Genomic DNA, 14,361 nt, shown 5'->3' on the forward strand with positions numbered 1-14,361 from the left:
ATCAGTGCCCGTGCGGGTCGCGTCGGTTGAGTGTCTCCACGACCTGGTCGTAGTCGCCCCGCGCTTCGCCGTAGCGCAGGAACTTCACGTTCTCGACCTGGATCTCGGTCGCCTCCGGTCGCGTCTCGATCAGCCCGACGACCTCGTCGACGAAGTCATCGAGAGGCATCGCGAAGTCGCTGGACTCCTGGCCGGGCATCAGCGACGTGCGCACGGCCGGCGGCTCGAGCTCGAGCACCTTCACGGTGCTGCCGTCGAGCTGCAGGCGCAGCGACTCGCTGAGCATGTGGATGGCCGCCTTCGTGGCGTTGTACGTCGGCGTCACTCGCAGCGGCGCAAAGGCCAGGCCTGACGAGACCGTCATGATCGTCGCGTCGGGAACGGTGTGCAGGTGCTCGATGAACGCAGCGATCAGGCGGATCGGGCCGAGCAGATTGGTGGTCACTGTCGCCTCCGCGGTCTCGAGGAACCCGGCCGGTGTCGTCCAGTCCTCGGTGCGCATGATGCCCGCCATCGTGATGACCACGTTGAGGGTCGGATGGTCGGCGAGCACGGTCTGCGCCGCGGCGCGGATGCTGTCGGCGTCCGCCGTGTCGATCGTGACCGTGTCGATGCCGGGGTTCTCGGTGGCGATCCGATCGAGCAGCTCGGTACGGCGTCCGCCGACGATGACCGTGTTGCCGCGCTCGGCGAACTTCTGGGCGAGAGCGAGCCCTATGCCGCTGGTCGCCCCGGGGATGAAGATGGTGTTTCCGCTGATGTTCATGACTCCACTCTTCGGCGGAGGGGGTCGGCTCGCCAGAGAGCGCTCATCCAGGGATCCGCGATCCCTGGATGAGCGCCGGCGCACACGGGATACTCGAGAGGTGGACAGAGAAGCGCTGGCAGAATTCCTCGTGAGCCGCAGGGAGCAGCTGAAGCCGGCGGATGTCGGTCTCGGCGCCGGAGCGCGACGTCGCACACCGGGCCTGCGTCGAGAAGAGGTCGCGCAGCTGGCGGCGATGTCCACCGACTACTACGCCCGTCTCGAACAGCAGCGAGGGCCGCAGCCGAGTGTGCAGATCCTCGCATCGCTGGCGAGGGCGCTGCGGCTCACTCCGGATGAGCGCGACTACCTGCACCGCATCTGCGGGCACAGTGCACCTGACCGCACGATGTTCACCGACTACGTGCACCCCGGCATGCTGCGGGTGCTGGATCGCCTCGACGACACACCGGCCTTCGTGGTGTCCGTGCTCGACGAGGTGCTCATCCAGAACGACGCCGCGCGTGCTCTGCTCGGCGACTCGAGCGGCTTGGAGGGACTCGAGCGCAGCGGGATCTACCGGTGGTTCGCCCACCCCGATGACGAGCGCGGCCGTTACCCGCTCGCTGACCACCCTCGGCACAGCCGCGTGCTCGTCGCCTCGCTGCGGGCGGCCTATGGGGCGCTCGGCGAGCACTCGCGTGCCGGCGACATCGTCCGGGAACTCGCTTCCCGGAGCGCCGAGTTCGCGGAGCTCTGGGACGTGCACGAGGTGCGCAGGCGGTTCGAGGACCACAAGGTGCTCATCCACCCCGAGATCGGCCCGATCGAGGTCGACTGCCAGGCGCTCTTCACCGAGGACGAGTCTCAGGCACTCATCGTGCTGACCGCCGCGCCTGGCAGCGATGCTGCGAGCAAGCTCGAGCTTCTCAGAGTGCTCGGGACGCAACGGGTCTGATGGGCACCCAGCACGCCACACGGCTGCGGTAGGTGGCGAACTCGGACCCGAAGCGGGACTCGAGATCGGCCTCCTCGAGCGGTCGGACGACCGTGTTCCAGAGGATCGAGCCGAACAGCGAGTAGGCGACGACCATCCACGACCCGAGCAGGAGGCCGACTGCGACCCCCTGCGCGATGCCGGCCACGGCCATCGGGTTGCGTACGCACCGGTAGGGTCCGGTGATCACGAGTCGGTGCGCCATCTGCGACGGAAGCGGTGTCCCCTCGCCCTTCACCGACATCGACACCGCAGACCAGATCCCGAGTGCCGTCGCGCAGACGAGCAGCACGCCCCCGGCGATCCGCACGCCGAGAGGGAGGTCGATGCGGAGCATCCAGCGCGCCTCGACCAGCGACACGACGACGGGGATCGCCAGGAGGAAGGTTCCCCAGAAGAACAGCGTCTGCAGGCCTGTGCGGGCGAGCAGCCGACCGGTGCCGACCCGATCGGCGGATCGGAACGCGAGCGGGCCTATGACCATCCACTCCACCGGAGCCCTGCCGAGGAGCAGGATGATCCCCGACACGGCGCTCGCTCCGGCGGCGACGACCATCAGCAGGGCGCCCCACCCGGCGAGCGAGGTGAGCGTGGCATAGACGCACATCGCGGCTGCGACCAGTGCCGCCCAGGGCGCGACCACCCAGAGCGCCCAGCGGAACCCGGCGGCGACGAGCGCTGACGCGACGACGAAGAGCGGGATGTCGAGCATCGCCACGGGTGCGACCGGAAGGTCTCCGAGCGTGGCTCGACGGACGGCGTCCGACAGCGGGACTGCGATCCACCACAGTGCTCCCGCGACGGCCTGGAGGGCGAAATACACCCGTGCCGTCATCGGAGTGATGCGGCTACCTGCGATGACGGGCATGGGGCCAGTCTACGAGCGGGTTTCGATCACGACTCCTCGTGCGTGGCCGGGTCGGCGTCGAAGAGGCGGCCGTCGGGGCGACCGAGCGCGGTGATCGCCTCGACCTCGGCGGCGGAGAGCACGATCCCGCCCGCCGCGAGGTTCGACGCCTGATGCTCGAGAGACGTCGCCTTCGGGATCGCGACGGTCTCGCGGGCGACATGCCAGGCGAGGACTGTCTGCGCGGGGGAGATCCCGTGCGCGGCGGCGACCTCGCCGATCACCCGCTCCTGGATCAGCTCCTTGGCTCGTCCCAGCGGACTCCAGGCCTCTGTGATGATCCCGTGCTCGCGGTGATACGCCAGCTGCTCGTCCTGCGGGAAGTAGGGGTGGACTTCGATCTGGTTCACGACCGGGCGCACGCCGGTCTCGCGCTCGATGCGCTCCAGGTGCTCGGGGAGGAAGTTCGACACGCCGATCTGCTTCACAGTGCCGCGCTCCTGTGCCTCGATCAGTGCCTCCCAGGCCTGCACGTATTCGTCCTGGTGCGGGTTCGGCCAGTGGATCAGGTGCAGGTCGATCGCGTCGACGCCGAGACGCGAGCGGCTCTCCTCGATGCTGGCACGTGCCTTCTCGCGCGGGTGATGACGACCGGGAAGCTTCGTCGTGATGATGATCTCGGCACGTTCGACGTCGGCCGCGCGCACTCCGCGGCCGACGGACCCCTCGTTCTCGTAGTTGAAGGCCGAGTCGAGAAGGCGGTAGCCGGCACCGATCGCCGTGGCCACGGAGTCCGCCCCCGCATCGCCTTCAAGGGCGTAGGTGCCGAAGCCGAGCGCGGGAAGAGCGAAGCCGTTGTGTGCGGTGAATCGAGGAAGAGCCGTCATGCCGCCAGCGTACGCTTGTGGCATGACGGGAGTGCGAAGTGCGGCGGTCGATGACGACGGTGTCCCCGGTGACATGAGCCGGTGTCCGTGCGGTTCGGGTGACGTCTTCGGCGGATGCTGCGGTCCGCTGCTCGCAGGGTCTCCCGCCCCGACGGCCGAGCGTCTGATGCGGTCTCGATTCACGGCCTTCGCACTGCACGATGCGTCGTATCTCCGCGCCAGCTGGCATGCGTCGACACGCCCGGCGGCGATCGACTTCGACGACGACCTGGTCTGGAAGCGGCTCGTGATCGTCGATCGCGTCGCAGGCGGTCCCTTCGACCGTGAGGGCGTCGTCGAGTTCGAGGCGTTCTTCCGAGAGGGCGCGGAGCGCGGTTCTCTGCACGAGCGCAGCCGCTTCGTGCGGGAGGGTCGATCGTGGCTGTACCTCGACGGGGAGGTCGGGTGATGCACGCGACCGCGCAGCGACTAGATTTGAGAGCGTGAACGCCAGCCCAGAACACCAGCGCATCCTGCTCGACGTCGCCGACCTGGACCGGCGCATCGCGCAGGCGGAGCGCGCGCGCACCAAGCCCACGCAGGCGGCTCGGATCACCGAGCTCGTCGCGATCCGCCAGGAGCAGCTCCGCGAGCTGACGAGCCTGACCGGCGCGCGTGACGACGTGCGCACCGAGCTGACTCGACTCGAATCCGATGTGAAGCTCGTCGAGCAGCGCCGGGCCCGCGACGCGGACCGTCTCGCCGTCGCGACCAACCCCAAGGACGCACAGGCGCTCGAGCACGAGATCGCCAGCCTCACGAAGCGCCAGAGCGACCTCGAGGACATCGAGCTCGACGTCATGGGACGAGTCGAGGACGCCGATGCGGCGGTCGCCGCCCAGCAGGCTCTGCTCGCGACGACCACTGCCGAGGGCTCGGCGCTCACCGCGCAGGCCAAGGCCGACGTCGCATCGGCCACCGAGCTCGGCGCGCAGCTGACGCGCGACCGTGAGGCCGTGACCGCGGGGCTCCCCGCACCGCTGCTCGCCGAGTACACGCGCCGTGCCGCCAACAGCGCGGGCGCCGCTCTTCTCACGCGCGGCACCTGCGAGGGCTGCCGCATGTTCCTTCCGGGAACCGACCTGAACGACATCCGCAACGCGGCGGACGACCTCGTCGTCTCATGCCCCGAGTGCGGCTGCATCCTCGTCCGCACCGAGGAATCCGGGCTGTGATCTCCGCGCCGCGCGCGCGACGGCGGTGAGCTCGCAGCGGCACACCGAACGGCGTGTGGCGTTGCTGGCCCGAGCCGGCGGATACACGGCGGTGGAACTCGCCGCCGACGATTCCGAGGTCGGACGCGTCGAGCTCGCGGCGTCCGACATGCCGCGGTGGGTGTCCGATCAGGAGGCGACGAATCCGCCGCGCTGGGTGATCCGCAGCGCGAGAGAGATCTATCCCGTGCTGCTCGAAGCGGGCGTTCTCCTCGGCCGCTCGCATGACCTGCTGCTCTGCCACGCCATCCTCCGCGACACCGACAAAGTGGCGAGACCGCTCGCACCCTCCTCGTCGTGGGTGCGGCGTGAGCCTGTCGACGAAGCGCCGGCTCTCTTCGACGTCGTAGAGGAGAGCGAGTCCGGCGACCCCGTGGGCGACGCGCTCGAGCAGTACCGAGAGCAGCGCCGCGTGCTCCGCGACGGCAAGGACGGGCGGCTGACGCTGCTGACCTCTGCGGAATCGGCGGGGGGACTGATCGCCGAGGAGATGCGCGCCGCGGGTCTGCCGTGGAACGAGGCGGCGCACGACGCGATCCTCACCGAGATCCTCGGCACGCGCCCTGCCGCAGGGGGCCTGCCCAGCCGGATGGTGGCGCAGGGAGAGCGGGTGCGTGCGATCCTCAGCGACCCAACCCTGAATCTCGAGAGCCAGCCCAAACTGCTCCGCGCACTGCACCGGGTGGGCGTGCAGGTCGAGTCCACCGGCCGATGGGAGCTCGCCCAGCACAGCCATGCGGTCATCGAGCCGTTGCTCGCGTACAAGAAGCTCTCGCGGCTCCTCAGCGCCAACGGGTGGGCCTGGCTCGCCGAGTGGGTTCACGAGGGCCGCTTCCGGCCGATCTACATCACCGGCGGTGTCGTGACCGGGCGCTGGGCGTCTGCCGGCGGCGGTGCGCTCCAGCTGCCGCGCAACCTCCGCGCTGCAGTGCGGGCGGATGAGGGATGGACGCTCGTCATCGCCGATGTCGCGCAGCTGGAGCCGCGGATGCTCGCGGGCATGGCGGGCGACCGGGCGATGGCGAAGGCCGCCCAGGGCAAGGACCTCTACGCCGGCGTCGTGGAGTCCGGAGCCGTCGCCACTCGTGAAGAGGCGAAGTACGCCGTGCTCGGTGCGATGTACGGAGCGACCACGGGCGACAGCGGCCGCCTCGTGCCGCGCCTGCGCAAGGTGTATCCGCGGGCCATGGCCCTCGTCGACAAGGCCGCACGCTTCGGAGAGGACGGCGGAGTCGTCTCGACCTGGCTCGGACGATCCTCGCCTCGTCCGTCCACGCAATGGGAGGCGATGCAGGCACGGGCGACCGATGCCGACGCCGATCCGGCAGACATTGCCCTCGCGCGACGTCGCGCGCGCGACTGGGGCCGGTTCACCCGCAACTTCGTGGTGCAGGGGACGGCGGCCGAGTGGTCGCTGATCTGGCTCGCCGAGATCAGACACCGCCTGCAGTCGCTGCCCGATGCGGAGCGGCCGGCGACGGCATCCGGAGTCTTCCGCTCGCGCGCTCATCTCGCCTTCTTCCTGCACGACGAGGTGATCCTGCACGTTCCGACCGATCAGGCGGAGGCGGCGGCCGATGCCGTGCGCGAGGCCGCGGCGGTCGCCACCCGACGCCTCTTCGGTGGCTTCCCGATCGACGTGCCGCTCGATCTCCGCATCGCGGAGTCGGCTGAGAAGTAGTCGCGCCCCGACGTAGACTGGGACTGCGAATGGGTCGACTGGACGGCCGCGTGGCGGGTGACCGCACCGAGGAACGTCCGGGCTCCTCAGGGCAGGACGGTGGGTAACGCCCACCCGGAGCAATCCGCGAGAAAGTGCCACAGAGAGCAGACCGCCCCGCAAGGGGTAAGGGTGAAAGGGTGGTGTAAGAGACCACCGGGGGCCATGGTGACATGGCCCGCCAGGTAAACCTCGTCCGGAGCAAGGTCAGACAGAGGATGTTGACGCGGCTCGCCGAGTCCTCGGGTAGACCGCTAGAGTGCCACGGCAACGTGTCGCCGAGAGAGATGGCCGTCGAAGGGGCGAAGAACCCCGGAACAGAACCCGGCGTACAGGTCGGCCCATTCGCCCAGACATGCAGAAGGCCCCGCTGATGCAGCGGGGCCTTCTGCGCGGTCGAGGGCCTTCAGTCGCCGGCGAGGGACGCCGCGCCGATGATGCCCGAGTTGTTGCGGTGGATCGCCGGGACGATCGGCGTCTTGAGGTCGAGCAGCGGCAGGAAGTCCCCTGCGTTCTTCGACACGCCGCCGCCGACCACGAACAGGTCAGGGCTGAACAGGAATTCGATGTGCGAGTAGAACTTCTGCAGACGCTCGGCCCAGTCCGCCCAGCTGAGTCCTTCGCGCTCGCGGGCCGAGGTGGCCGCGTAGGTCTCGACGGACTCGTACTCGCCGAAGTTCAGGTGACCGAGCTCGGTGTTCGGAAGCAGCACGCCGTCGTAGAGGAACGCCGACCCGATGCCGGTGCCGAGGGTCGTGAGAAGGGTGAAGCCGCGAACGTCGCGCGCCGCGCCGTGGCGGGCCTCGGCGACGCCGGCCGCGTCCGCGTCGTTCACGAAGACGATGTTGCGCCCGAGCCCGTCGCGGAAGAACCGCTCAGCGTCGAAATCGACCCATTCCTTCGAGACGTTGGCGGCGGAGAGCGTCTTTCCGCGCTTGACGATGGCGGGGAACGCCACGCCGAGGGGGAGAGTCGAGTCGTGCACGTCGAGCGTCTTCAGAACAGTCTTCACGGCCTCGAGGACGTCTTGGGGAGATGCGCCCTCAGGAGTGGGGACACGCACCCTGTCGGAGGCCATGATGCCGTGCTCGAGGTCGACCAGACCTGCCTTGATACCCGTGCCGCCGATGTCGACGCCGATCGCTTTTGCCATGCTCGATAGCTTAGCGACCGACGCCAGCGCAGATAGGATCGATGACACCACGTGATGAAGGGGATCTGCCATGTCGAACGGCGATGAGAAGTACTGGTACAACCTGGAGACCGGTCAGGTGGAGTTCGGCATGATCTCGCCGTCCGCCGATCGGGTCGGTCCTTTCGACACCGAGCATGAGGCCGCCCATGCCCCGGAGAAGATGCAGGAGCGCTCGCGCGCCTGGGCCGACGAGGAAGCAGCCGAGAGCGGCTGGGACGCCGGCATCGGCAAGGGCGCAGAGTAACCGTGGACAAGCAGAGGGATTTCGTCCTCCGGACGATCGAGGAGCGCGGCGTCAAGTTCGTGCGCCTGTGGTTCACCGATGTCATCGGCACGCTCAAGTCGGTCGCGATCGCCCCGGCCGAGGTCGAGGGAGCGTTCGCCGAGGGAATCGGCTTCGACGGTTCGGCCATCGAGGGACTCACCCGCAGCTACGAGTCCGACCTGCTCGCGCAGCCGGACCCCACCACCTTCCAGACACTGCCGTGGCGCGGAGAGATCGACCCCACCGCCCGGATGTTCTGCGACATCACCACACCAGACGGTCGCCCTGCGGTCTCCGACCCCCGGCACGTCCTCAAGCGCACGCTCGCCAAGGCAGCCGATGCAGGGTTCACGTTCTACACGCATCCCGAGATCGAGTTCTATCTGCTGAAGTCCTCGTCGTTCGGTCCTGAGGGCCCTGTTCCGGTCGACTCGGCCGGCTACTTCGACAACGTTCCGGGCGGAACCGCGCACGACTTCCGTCGTCGTTCGGTGCGGATGCTCGAGGACCTCGGCATCTCGGTGGAGTTCAGCCACCACGAGGGCGGCCCCGGTCAGAACGAGATCGACCTCCGCTACGCGGATGCGCTGACGATGGCCGACAACGTGATGACCTTCCGCACGGTCATCAAAGAGGTCGCGATCGAGCAGGGCGTCTACGCCACCTTCATGCCCAAGCCACTGAGCGGACACCCGGGAAGCGGCATGCACACGCACATGTCGCTGTTCGAGGGCGAGCGCAACGCGTTCTACGAAGAGGGCGCCAAGTACCAGCTCTCGAAGACCGGCCGTCACTTCATCGCCGGGCTCCTGCGTCACGCGAACGAGATGGCGGCGGTCACGAACCAGTTCGTGAACTCGTACAAGCGTCTCTGGGGCGGCGATGAGGCTCCGAGCTTCGTCACGTGGGGCCACAACAACCGTTCGGCCCTCGTGCGCGTTCCGATGTACAAGCCGAACAAGGGCGGCTCGTCTCGCGTGGAGTACCGCGCGCTCGACTCCGCGGCCAACCCCTATCTCGCCTACGCTCTCATGCTCGCGGCCGGCCTCAAGGGCATCGAGGAGGAGTACGAACTGCCTCCCGAGGCCGAGGACAACGTGTGGTCGCTCAGCGACGCCGAGCGCCGTGCTCTGGGCTATTCGGCACTGCCGGCGAGCCTCGACCACGCGCTCGAGTACATGGAGAGCTCCGAGCTCGTCGCCGAGACACTGGGGGAGTCGGTCTTCAATTACGTGCTGCTCAACAAGCGCAAGGAGTGGGAGGCGTACCGTGGCCAGGTCACGCCGTTGGAGCTGAAGAACAACCTCGAGCTTCTCTGAGCGTCGCGCATGGCCCGTTCGGACGACTCCGTCTCTCTCTCCGCGCTGGCCAGGCTCGGGTTCGCCGAACTCAGTGAGGCCGCGGCCAACCTCGCGGAGCTGGCGACCCTGCTGGGCGTCGAGCGATCGCTCCTGCTCGGTGAGGCCGACGGTGCCGACCCCGATGCCGCGGTCGAGGGGATGCTGCGCGTGGCGCGGCGCGACCCCGCCCCGCTGGCCACGTTGTTCGACGATGCGCAGTCGCGTCGACGGGTCTGGCGGGTGTTCGGCGCATCTCAGGGTTTCGCGGACTTCTTCCTGAGGCACCCGGATGAGATCACGGTGCTGGGAGAGGCCACGAGCGAGCTGCCGTCGGCAGACCAGCTGCGCGAGCGGTTGCTGGACGCGGTGGGGGCGCACGACGGGTTCGCCGAGTCCGCAGACGATGCGGCGGTGGTGACGCTGCGCGTCGCGTACCGGCGCAATCTTGCCGAGATCGCCGCTTTCGACCTCACGGCGCACAGTCCCGTGCGAATCGTGGGCGACGTGGCATCGGCGCTGGCCGACATCGCGGGGGCGGCGCTCGAGGCCGCACTCGCGGTCGCCCGCCGGCGTCTCGCAGACACCCTGAGCCGGGAGCAGGTCGCGGCCACGCAGCTCGCGATCATCGGCATGGGCAAGGCGGGTGCGCGCGAGCTGAACTACGTCAGCGACGTGGATGTCATCTTCGTCGGTGGCACGACCGACGAAGAGATCGTGTCCGAGGCGCGGGCGATCGACATCGCGACGCGCCTCGCCCGAGAGACGATGCGCGGGCTCAGCGGCATCGAGGTCGAGCCGCCGCTGTGGGAGGTCGACGCGGCGCTGCGCCCCGAGGGCAAGCAGGGCGCTCTGGTGCGGTCGCTCGCTTCGCACCTGGCCTATTACGACCGCTGGGCCAAGAGCTGGGAATTCCAGGCCCTGCTGAAGGCTCGGCCCCTCGCGGGCGACCCCGACCTGGGCGCGGACTACATCGCCGCCGTACAGCCCAAGGTCTTCTCCAGCGCCGCTCGAGAGAACTTCGTCGACAGCGTGCAGCGCATGCGCGAGCGCGTCATGGAGCACATCGATCCGGAGGACGCCCCTTACCAGCTCAAACTCGGTTCGGGCGGGCTGAGGGACATCGAGTTCACCGTGCAGCTCCTGCAGCTCGTGCACGGTCTCACAGACCCCCGGCTGCGGACGAGGGGAACCCTCGAGAGCATCGATGCCCTGGTCGAAGGCGGCTACATCGGTCGAGCAGATGCCGCGTCGTTCGCCGACGACTACTGCATCCTGCGGCTCATGGAGCACCGTCTGCAGCTCCGAGAGCTCAGCCGCACCCACCTGATGCCGCGGACGCCTGCGGGGCTCCGCGTGCTGGCGCGCAGCACGGGGCTGGGCGAATCAGGTGAGGCGATCTGGGCGCGGTGGGAAAGCGTGCGCCGTGAGGTTCGCGACATCCATACCCGGCTGTTCTACCGCCCCCTGCTCAGCGCCGTCGCTGCGCTTCCCGAAGAGGAGCGCACTCTGTCCACCGCGCAGGCGCACGACCGGCTGATGGCCATCGGGTTCCGCGACCCGGCCGGTGCCCTCCGCCATATCGGAGCGCTGACCACCGGTCTCAGCCGGAAGGCGACCATCCAGCGACACCTGATGCCCGTCATGGTTCGCTGGTTCGCCGACGGCAGCGATCCCGACTACGCCCTCATCGCCTTCCGCCGGATCAGCGAGCGACTCGGCGACACGCCCTGGTTTCTCCGGATGCTCCGCGACTCCTCCGGCGCCGCGGAGAGTCTCACCAGGCTCCTGTCGTCGTCGCGGTACGTCGGCGAGCTCATGGAGTGGATCCCCGAATCCGTCGCGTGGCTCGACAGCAGCGATCTGCTTCGTCCGCGCAGCGGTGCCGCGATCGACGAGGAGGCGCGCGCGATCCAGACCCGCCACGAGAGCGTCGGCGACGCGTTGCAGGCTGTCCGCGCCCTCCGTCGCCGCGAGCTGCTGCGCACGGCCATGGGCGGCGTGCTCGACGTGCTCTCGATCGAGCAGGTGGCGACCTCGCTCACCGAGATCACCGACGCCACCATCCAGGCTGCGCTCCGCGCCGTCCGCCGCGAGCTGGTTCCGCCGGAGGACGAGGCGCTCGACTTCGCCGTGATCGGCATGGGGCGTTTCGGCGGCGCGGAGCTGGGTTTCGGGTCGGATGCCGACATCCTCTACGTCTACGACTCCAACGGCGTCGACCCGCAGCGTGCCCAGACTCTCGCGACACGCATCGTCTCCGGGCTGCGCGAACACCTCACGGATCACCGGGTGCCGCTGGATCTCGATGCGGATCTGCGCCCTGAAGGACGCAACGGGCCGGTCGTGCGATCTATCGACGCCTACGCCGAGTACTACCGGCGCTGGTCGCTGTCGTGGGAGGCGCAGGCGCTGCTGCGCGCACGCGGTGTGGCAGGCAGCGCGACGCTCATCGAGAAGTTCACGGCCCTCGCCGACAGCATCCGGTATCCCGCTGAGGTGGATCTGCAGGGCACCAGGGAGATCAAGCGCATCAAGGCGCGCGTCGAGGGAGAGCGGCTGCCCCAGGGCGTCGATCCGCGGCGACATCTGAAGTTGGGCCCCGGCACCCTGAGCGACGTCGAGTGGTTGGTCCAGCTGCTCCAGCTGCAGCATGCGCACGAGGTGCCCGAGTTGCGGACGACATCGACGCTCGGCGCACTCGAGGCGACGGTCGCCGCGGGGTTCGTTCCTGCCGAGTCGGCTGATCTGCTTCGCGACGCGTGGCTCCTGTCGAGCCGACTGCGTTCGGCCATCACTCTGTACACGGGCAAGACGAGCGACGTGCTGCCGACCGACCCGCGTGAGCTCGACGCGATCGGCCGGCTGCTCGGCTATCCCGACCGCTCGGCGAGTGTGCTCGACGACGACTACCTCGGCGTCACCCGCCGTGCGCGAAGGGCGTTCGAGCACCTCTTCTACGGCTAGGCAGGCGGTGCGGGTCAGGGGTGGGCGCGTCATTTGCTTTTCGCCTGCTCGTCGCTCAGGCTGAGCGCATGACGATCTCGAAGCTCGGTGTGATCTGGAACCCCTCGAAAATCGATGAGGGCAAGCTGCGCACCGCCGTGTCCGACACATTCACCTCGGATGTCGAGTGGTGGGAGACGAGCGTCGAAGACCCCGGTCGCGGAATGGCGGCTCAGGCCGTCGAGGCCGGCTGCGACGTCGTGGTCGCGGTCGGGGGCGACGGCACGGTCCGAGCGGTGGCCGAAGCGCTCGCGGGCACCGAGACGGCGCTCGGAATCGTCCCGCAGGGGACCGGCAATCTCCTGGCACGCAACCTCGAGATCCCTCTCAACAACATCCCTGCGGCGCTGAAGCGCGTCCGCGACGGCGAACCGCGGAAGATCGACATCGGCTGGGTCGACCTGGACGGCACCGAACATGTGTTTGTCGTGATGGTCGGCTTCGGGATCGATGCGCAGATGCTCGTCGAGACCGATGACGACCTCAAGGACAGAGCGGGCTGGCTCGCCTACGTCGAGGCGATGGGTCGTGCCCTCGCCGGCACAGAGATGACCGACATCACGGTGACGCTCGACGACGGCGACGCGCAGGAACTACGTGGCCACACCATGCTGATCGGGAACTGCGGGATGGTGCAGGGCGGCATTCGCCTGCTTCCCGATGCCGTGCTCGACGACGGACTGCTCGACATGTTGCTCGTGAGCGCAGACGGACCGCTGCAGTGGCTCGACACTGTGCGGACGTTCGTCTGGGAGAACGGTATCCGTCGCATCCTCGGAAGCGTCGACGAGGCCGTCAGCAGCGAGTCCACGCGTCACATCTCTGCAGAGAAGGCGACGGTCGTGCTGTCGTCGCCGCTGGCCTTCGAGATCGATGGCGAAGAGGTCGGCGAGGTTTCGAAGTTCTCCGTGCGGGTTCAGCCCGCAGCCCTCATCGTTCGCTGAGCGTTCCCGGAGGCACGACCTTGCGGTCCTGCGTCGGGAACACGACCTTCTGCACGATGATGATGACGCTCGCTGCGACCGGGATCGCGACCAGCGCGCCCAGGATGCCGCCGAGCGCTCCGCCGGCGACCGCCGCGATCACGACGAGCGCGCCGGGCACGGCCACAGCCTTGTTCATGATCCGAGGGGACAGGATGTATGCCTCGATCTGCATGTAGACCAGGTAGTAGATGAAGGCGATCAGTGCGGTGACCGGGCTCACGATCAGGCAGATCAGCGAGTTGATGATCGACGCACTCAGCGTTCCGACGAGGGGGATCATCGAGCCGATGAAAGCGATCAGGGCAAGCAGCGCCGGCACCGGTGCGCCGATGATGCTCAACACGATCAGGCTCAGGACGCCGTTGACCAGCGCGAGGCTCGCCTGGCCGATCACATAGCGCCCGACAGCACCCGACACGTCGTCGAGGAGGCCGCTGAACGTGTCGCGCTGGTAGGCGGGGACGAAGCGCGCTGCCACCTTCTTGATGCTGCGCAGCGACGCCATGAAATAGAGCGTGAGGATGAGCACGATCGTCACGCCCGTGAACCCTCCCGCGATGCCGGCGCCTACGGCGAAGACGCCGCCGCCGATGTCTGCTAGGTTGCCTGGATCCTGCAGGAACGACAGGATGCCGTTCGCGGCGTCCTCGAAGGTCGAGCCGAACTGGTCGTTGAGGTCCTTGAACCAGGCCGAGGCCATGATGTCCTTGACCATCTGCGGACCGTTCTCGATCAGGTTCGCGATCTGCTCCACGAGGATCGGGACGATGGCGAGGATGATGCCTGCGAACGCGAGCACGACTCCCGCCACCACGATGGCGACGGCTGCGGGCCGGGGGAGCTTGCGCTCGAGGAACGAGACGATCGGATCGAGTCCGAGCGCGAGGAAGATCGCGACGCCGATGTAGACCAGCACCGTGGCGAGCTGATTGACGATGCCACCGAGCATGAGCGCGACGAGAACACCGAGCGCTCCGAGCAGGCCGTACATGAAAGGGTTGATGCGTGCGATAGCGGCGGCCGCCGTCTTCGGCTGCGCCGGGGGAGTCTCGGTCGTGTGCCTCAGCAGCTGCTTCTCGGTCTTCCGGCGCATGGCGTCGTCCCCTCTGTAGTTCCCGACCTC

Annotated in this window: 13 protein-coding genes and 1 other RNA gene; 9 read left to right on the forward strand and 5 right to left on the reverse strand. The window is 68.3% G+C overall.

Annotated elements, in window-relative coordinates:
- Position 1: 1 nt before the first annotated feature.
- On the reverse strand, positions 2-766 hold the full coding sequence (locus tag ACQ4LY_RS14055; protein WP_431072440.1) for an SDR family oxidoreductase: 765 nt from the start codon (positions 764-766) through the stop codon (positions 2-4).
- A gap of 100 nt (positions 767-866) precedes the next feature.
- On the opposite strand from ACQ4LY_RS14055, the gene ACQ4LY_RS14060 reads away from it, so the two are divergent.
- Positions 867-1,703, forward strand: coding sequence for a helix-turn-helix transcriptional regulator (locus tag ACQ4LY_RS14060; protein WP_431072442.1), 837 nt, complete (start codon positions 867-869; stop codon positions 1,701-1,703).
- Here ACQ4LY_RS14060 and ACQ4LY_RS14065 read toward each other — a convergent pair.
- Positions 1,675-2,610 (reverse strand): methyltransferase family protein, encoded by a 936-nt coding sequence (locus ACQ4LY_RS14065; RefSeq protein WP_431072444.1) that lies wholly within the window; start codon positions 2,608-2,610, stop codon positions 1,675-1,677. The genes ACQ4LY_RS14060 and ACQ4LY_RS14065 overlap by 29 nt on opposite strands.
- 26 nt (positions 2,611-2,636) lie before the next feature.
- On the reverse strand, positions 2,637-3,476 hold the full coding sequence (locus ACQ4LY_RS14070; protein WP_431072446.1) for an aldo/keto reductase: 840 nt from the start codon (positions 3,474-3,476) through the stop codon (positions 2,637-2,639).
- A gap of 22 nt (positions 3,477-3,498) precedes the next feature.
- On the opposite strand from ACQ4LY_RS14070, the gene ACQ4LY_RS14075 reads away from it, so the two are divergent.
- From ACQ4LY_RS14075 to rnpB, 4 genes are all read left to right on the forward strand, one after another.
- On the forward strand, positions 3,499-3,924 hold the full coding sequence (locus ACQ4LY_RS14075) for a YchJ family protein (RefSeq protein WP_431072448.1): 426 nt from the start codon (positions 3,499-3,501) through the stop codon (positions 3,922-3,924).
- A 34-nt stretch (positions 3,925-3,958) separates the two neighbouring features.
- A complete protein-coding gene (locus ACQ4LY_RS14080) occupies positions 3,959-4,690 on the forward strand; it encodes a zinc ribbon domain-containing protein (RefSeq protein ID WP_431072450.1) in 732 nt (243 codons plus the stop codon).
- 25 nt (positions 4,691-4,715) lie between these two features.
- Positions 4,716-6,410 (forward strand): bifunctional 3'-5' exonuclease/DNA polymerase, encoded by a 1,695-nt coding sequence (locus ACQ4LY_RS14085; protein WP_431072452.1) that lies wholly within the window; start codon positions 4,716-4,718, stop codon positions 6,408-6,410.
- Positions 6,411-6,440: 30 nt separating this feature from the next.
- Positions 6,441-6,797: RNase P RNA component class A (rnpB, locus tag ACQ4LY_RS14090), an RNA gene on the forward strand.
- Between the two features lie 58 nt (positions 6,798-6,855).
- Here the strand turns inward: rnpB and ppgK are convergent.
- Positions 6,856-7,602: a polyphosphate--glucose phosphotransferase gene (ppgK, locus tag ACQ4LY_RS14095; RefSeq protein ID WP_056517137.1), complete on the reverse strand. Its 747-nt coding sequence runs from the start codon at positions 7,600-7,602 to the stop codon at positions 6,856-6,858.
- A 70-nt stretch (positions 7,603-7,672) separates the two neighbouring features.
- Between ppgK and ACQ4LY_RS14100 the strand changes: the two genes are divergently transcribed.
- The 4 genes from ACQ4LY_RS14100 (at position 7,673) to ACQ4LY_RS14115 (ending at position 13,196) form a co-directional block, all read left to right on the forward strand.
- Positions 7,673-7,888: a hypothetical protein gene (locus ACQ4LY_RS14100; protein WP_056307461.1), complete on the forward strand. Its 216-nt coding sequence runs from the start codon at positions 7,673-7,675 to the stop codon at positions 7,886-7,888.
- Between the two features lie 2 nt (positions 7,889-7,890).
- Positions 7,891-9,228 (forward strand): type I glutamate--ammonia ligase, encoded by a 1,338-nt coding sequence (gene glnA / locus ACQ4LY_RS14105; protein WP_042541155.1) that lies wholly within the window; start codon positions 7,891-7,893, stop codon positions 9,226-9,228.
- Positions 9,229-9,237: 9 nt separating this feature from the next.
- Positions 9,238-12,213, forward strand: coding sequence for a bifunctional [glutamine synthetase] adenylyltransferase/[glutamine synthetase]-adenylyl-L-tyrosine phosphorylase (locus ACQ4LY_RS14110; RefSeq protein ID WP_431072455.1), 2,976 nt, complete (start codon positions 9,238-9,240; stop codon positions 12,211-12,213).
- 68 nt (positions 12,214-12,281) lie between these two features.
- Positions 12,282-13,196, forward strand: a complete 915-nt coding sequence (locus tag ACQ4LY_RS14115) for a diacylglycerol/lipid kinase family protein (protein WP_431072457.1) — start codon at positions 12,282-12,284, stop codon at positions 13,194-13,196.
- Here ACQ4LY_RS14115 and ACQ4LY_RS14120 read toward each other — a convergent pair.
- On the reverse strand, positions 13,183-14,331 hold the full coding sequence (locus tag ACQ4LY_RS14120) for an AI-2E family transporter (RefSeq protein ID WP_431072459.1): 1,149 nt from the start codon (positions 14,329-14,331) through the stop codon (positions 13,183-13,185). The genes ACQ4LY_RS14115 and ACQ4LY_RS14120 overlap by 14 nt on opposite strands.
- Between the last annotated feature and the right edge of the window lie 30 nt (positions 14,332-14,361).

Origin of the sequence: Microbacterium phyllosphaerae (assembly GCF_050628115.1) — a bacterium.
Lineage (GTDB): Bacteria > Actinomycetota > Actinomycetes > Actinomycetales > Microbacteriaceae > Microbacterium > Microbacterium phyllosphaerae_A.

Bases quoted from the DNA above. Each gene is read 5' to 3' on its own strand.
- ACQ4LY_RS14115 (WP_431072457.1), top strand. From the start codon at position 12,282: ATGACGATCTCGAAGCTCGGTGTGATCTGGAACCCCTCGAAAATCGAT.
- ACQ4LY_RS14055 (WP_431072440.1), bottom strand. From the start codon at position 766: ATGAACATCAGCGGAAACACCATCTTCATCCCCGGGGCGACCAGCGGC.
- ACQ4LY_RS14120 (WP_431072459.1), bottom strand. From the start codon at position 14,331: ATGCGCCGGAAGACCGAGAAGCAGCTGCTGAGGCACACGACCGAGACT.
- ACQ4LY_RS14065 (WP_431072444.1), bottom strand. From the start codon at position 2,610: ATGCCCGTCATCGCAGGTAGCCGCATCACTCCGATGACGGCACGGGTG.
- ACQ4LY_RS14110 (WP_431072455.1), top strand. From the start codon at position 9,238: ATGGCCCGTTCGGACGACTCCGTCTCTCTCTCCGCGCTGGCCAGGCTC.
- ppgK (WP_056517137.1), bottom strand. From the start codon at position 7,602: ATGGCAAAAGCGATCGGCGTCGACATCGGCGGCACGGGTATCAAGGCA.
- ACQ4LY_RS14070 (WP_431072446.1), bottom strand. From the start codon at position 3,476: ATGACGGCTCTTCCTCGATTCACCGCACACAACGGCTTCGCTCTTCCC.
- ACQ4LY_RS14100 (WP_056307461.1), top strand. From the start codon at position 7,673: ATGTCGAACGGCGATGAGAAGTACTGGTACAACCTGGAGACCGGTCAG.
- ACQ4LY_RS14075 (WP_431072448.1), top strand. From the start codon at position 3,499: ATGACGGGAGTGCGAAGTGCGGCGGTCGATGACGACGGTGTCCCCGGT.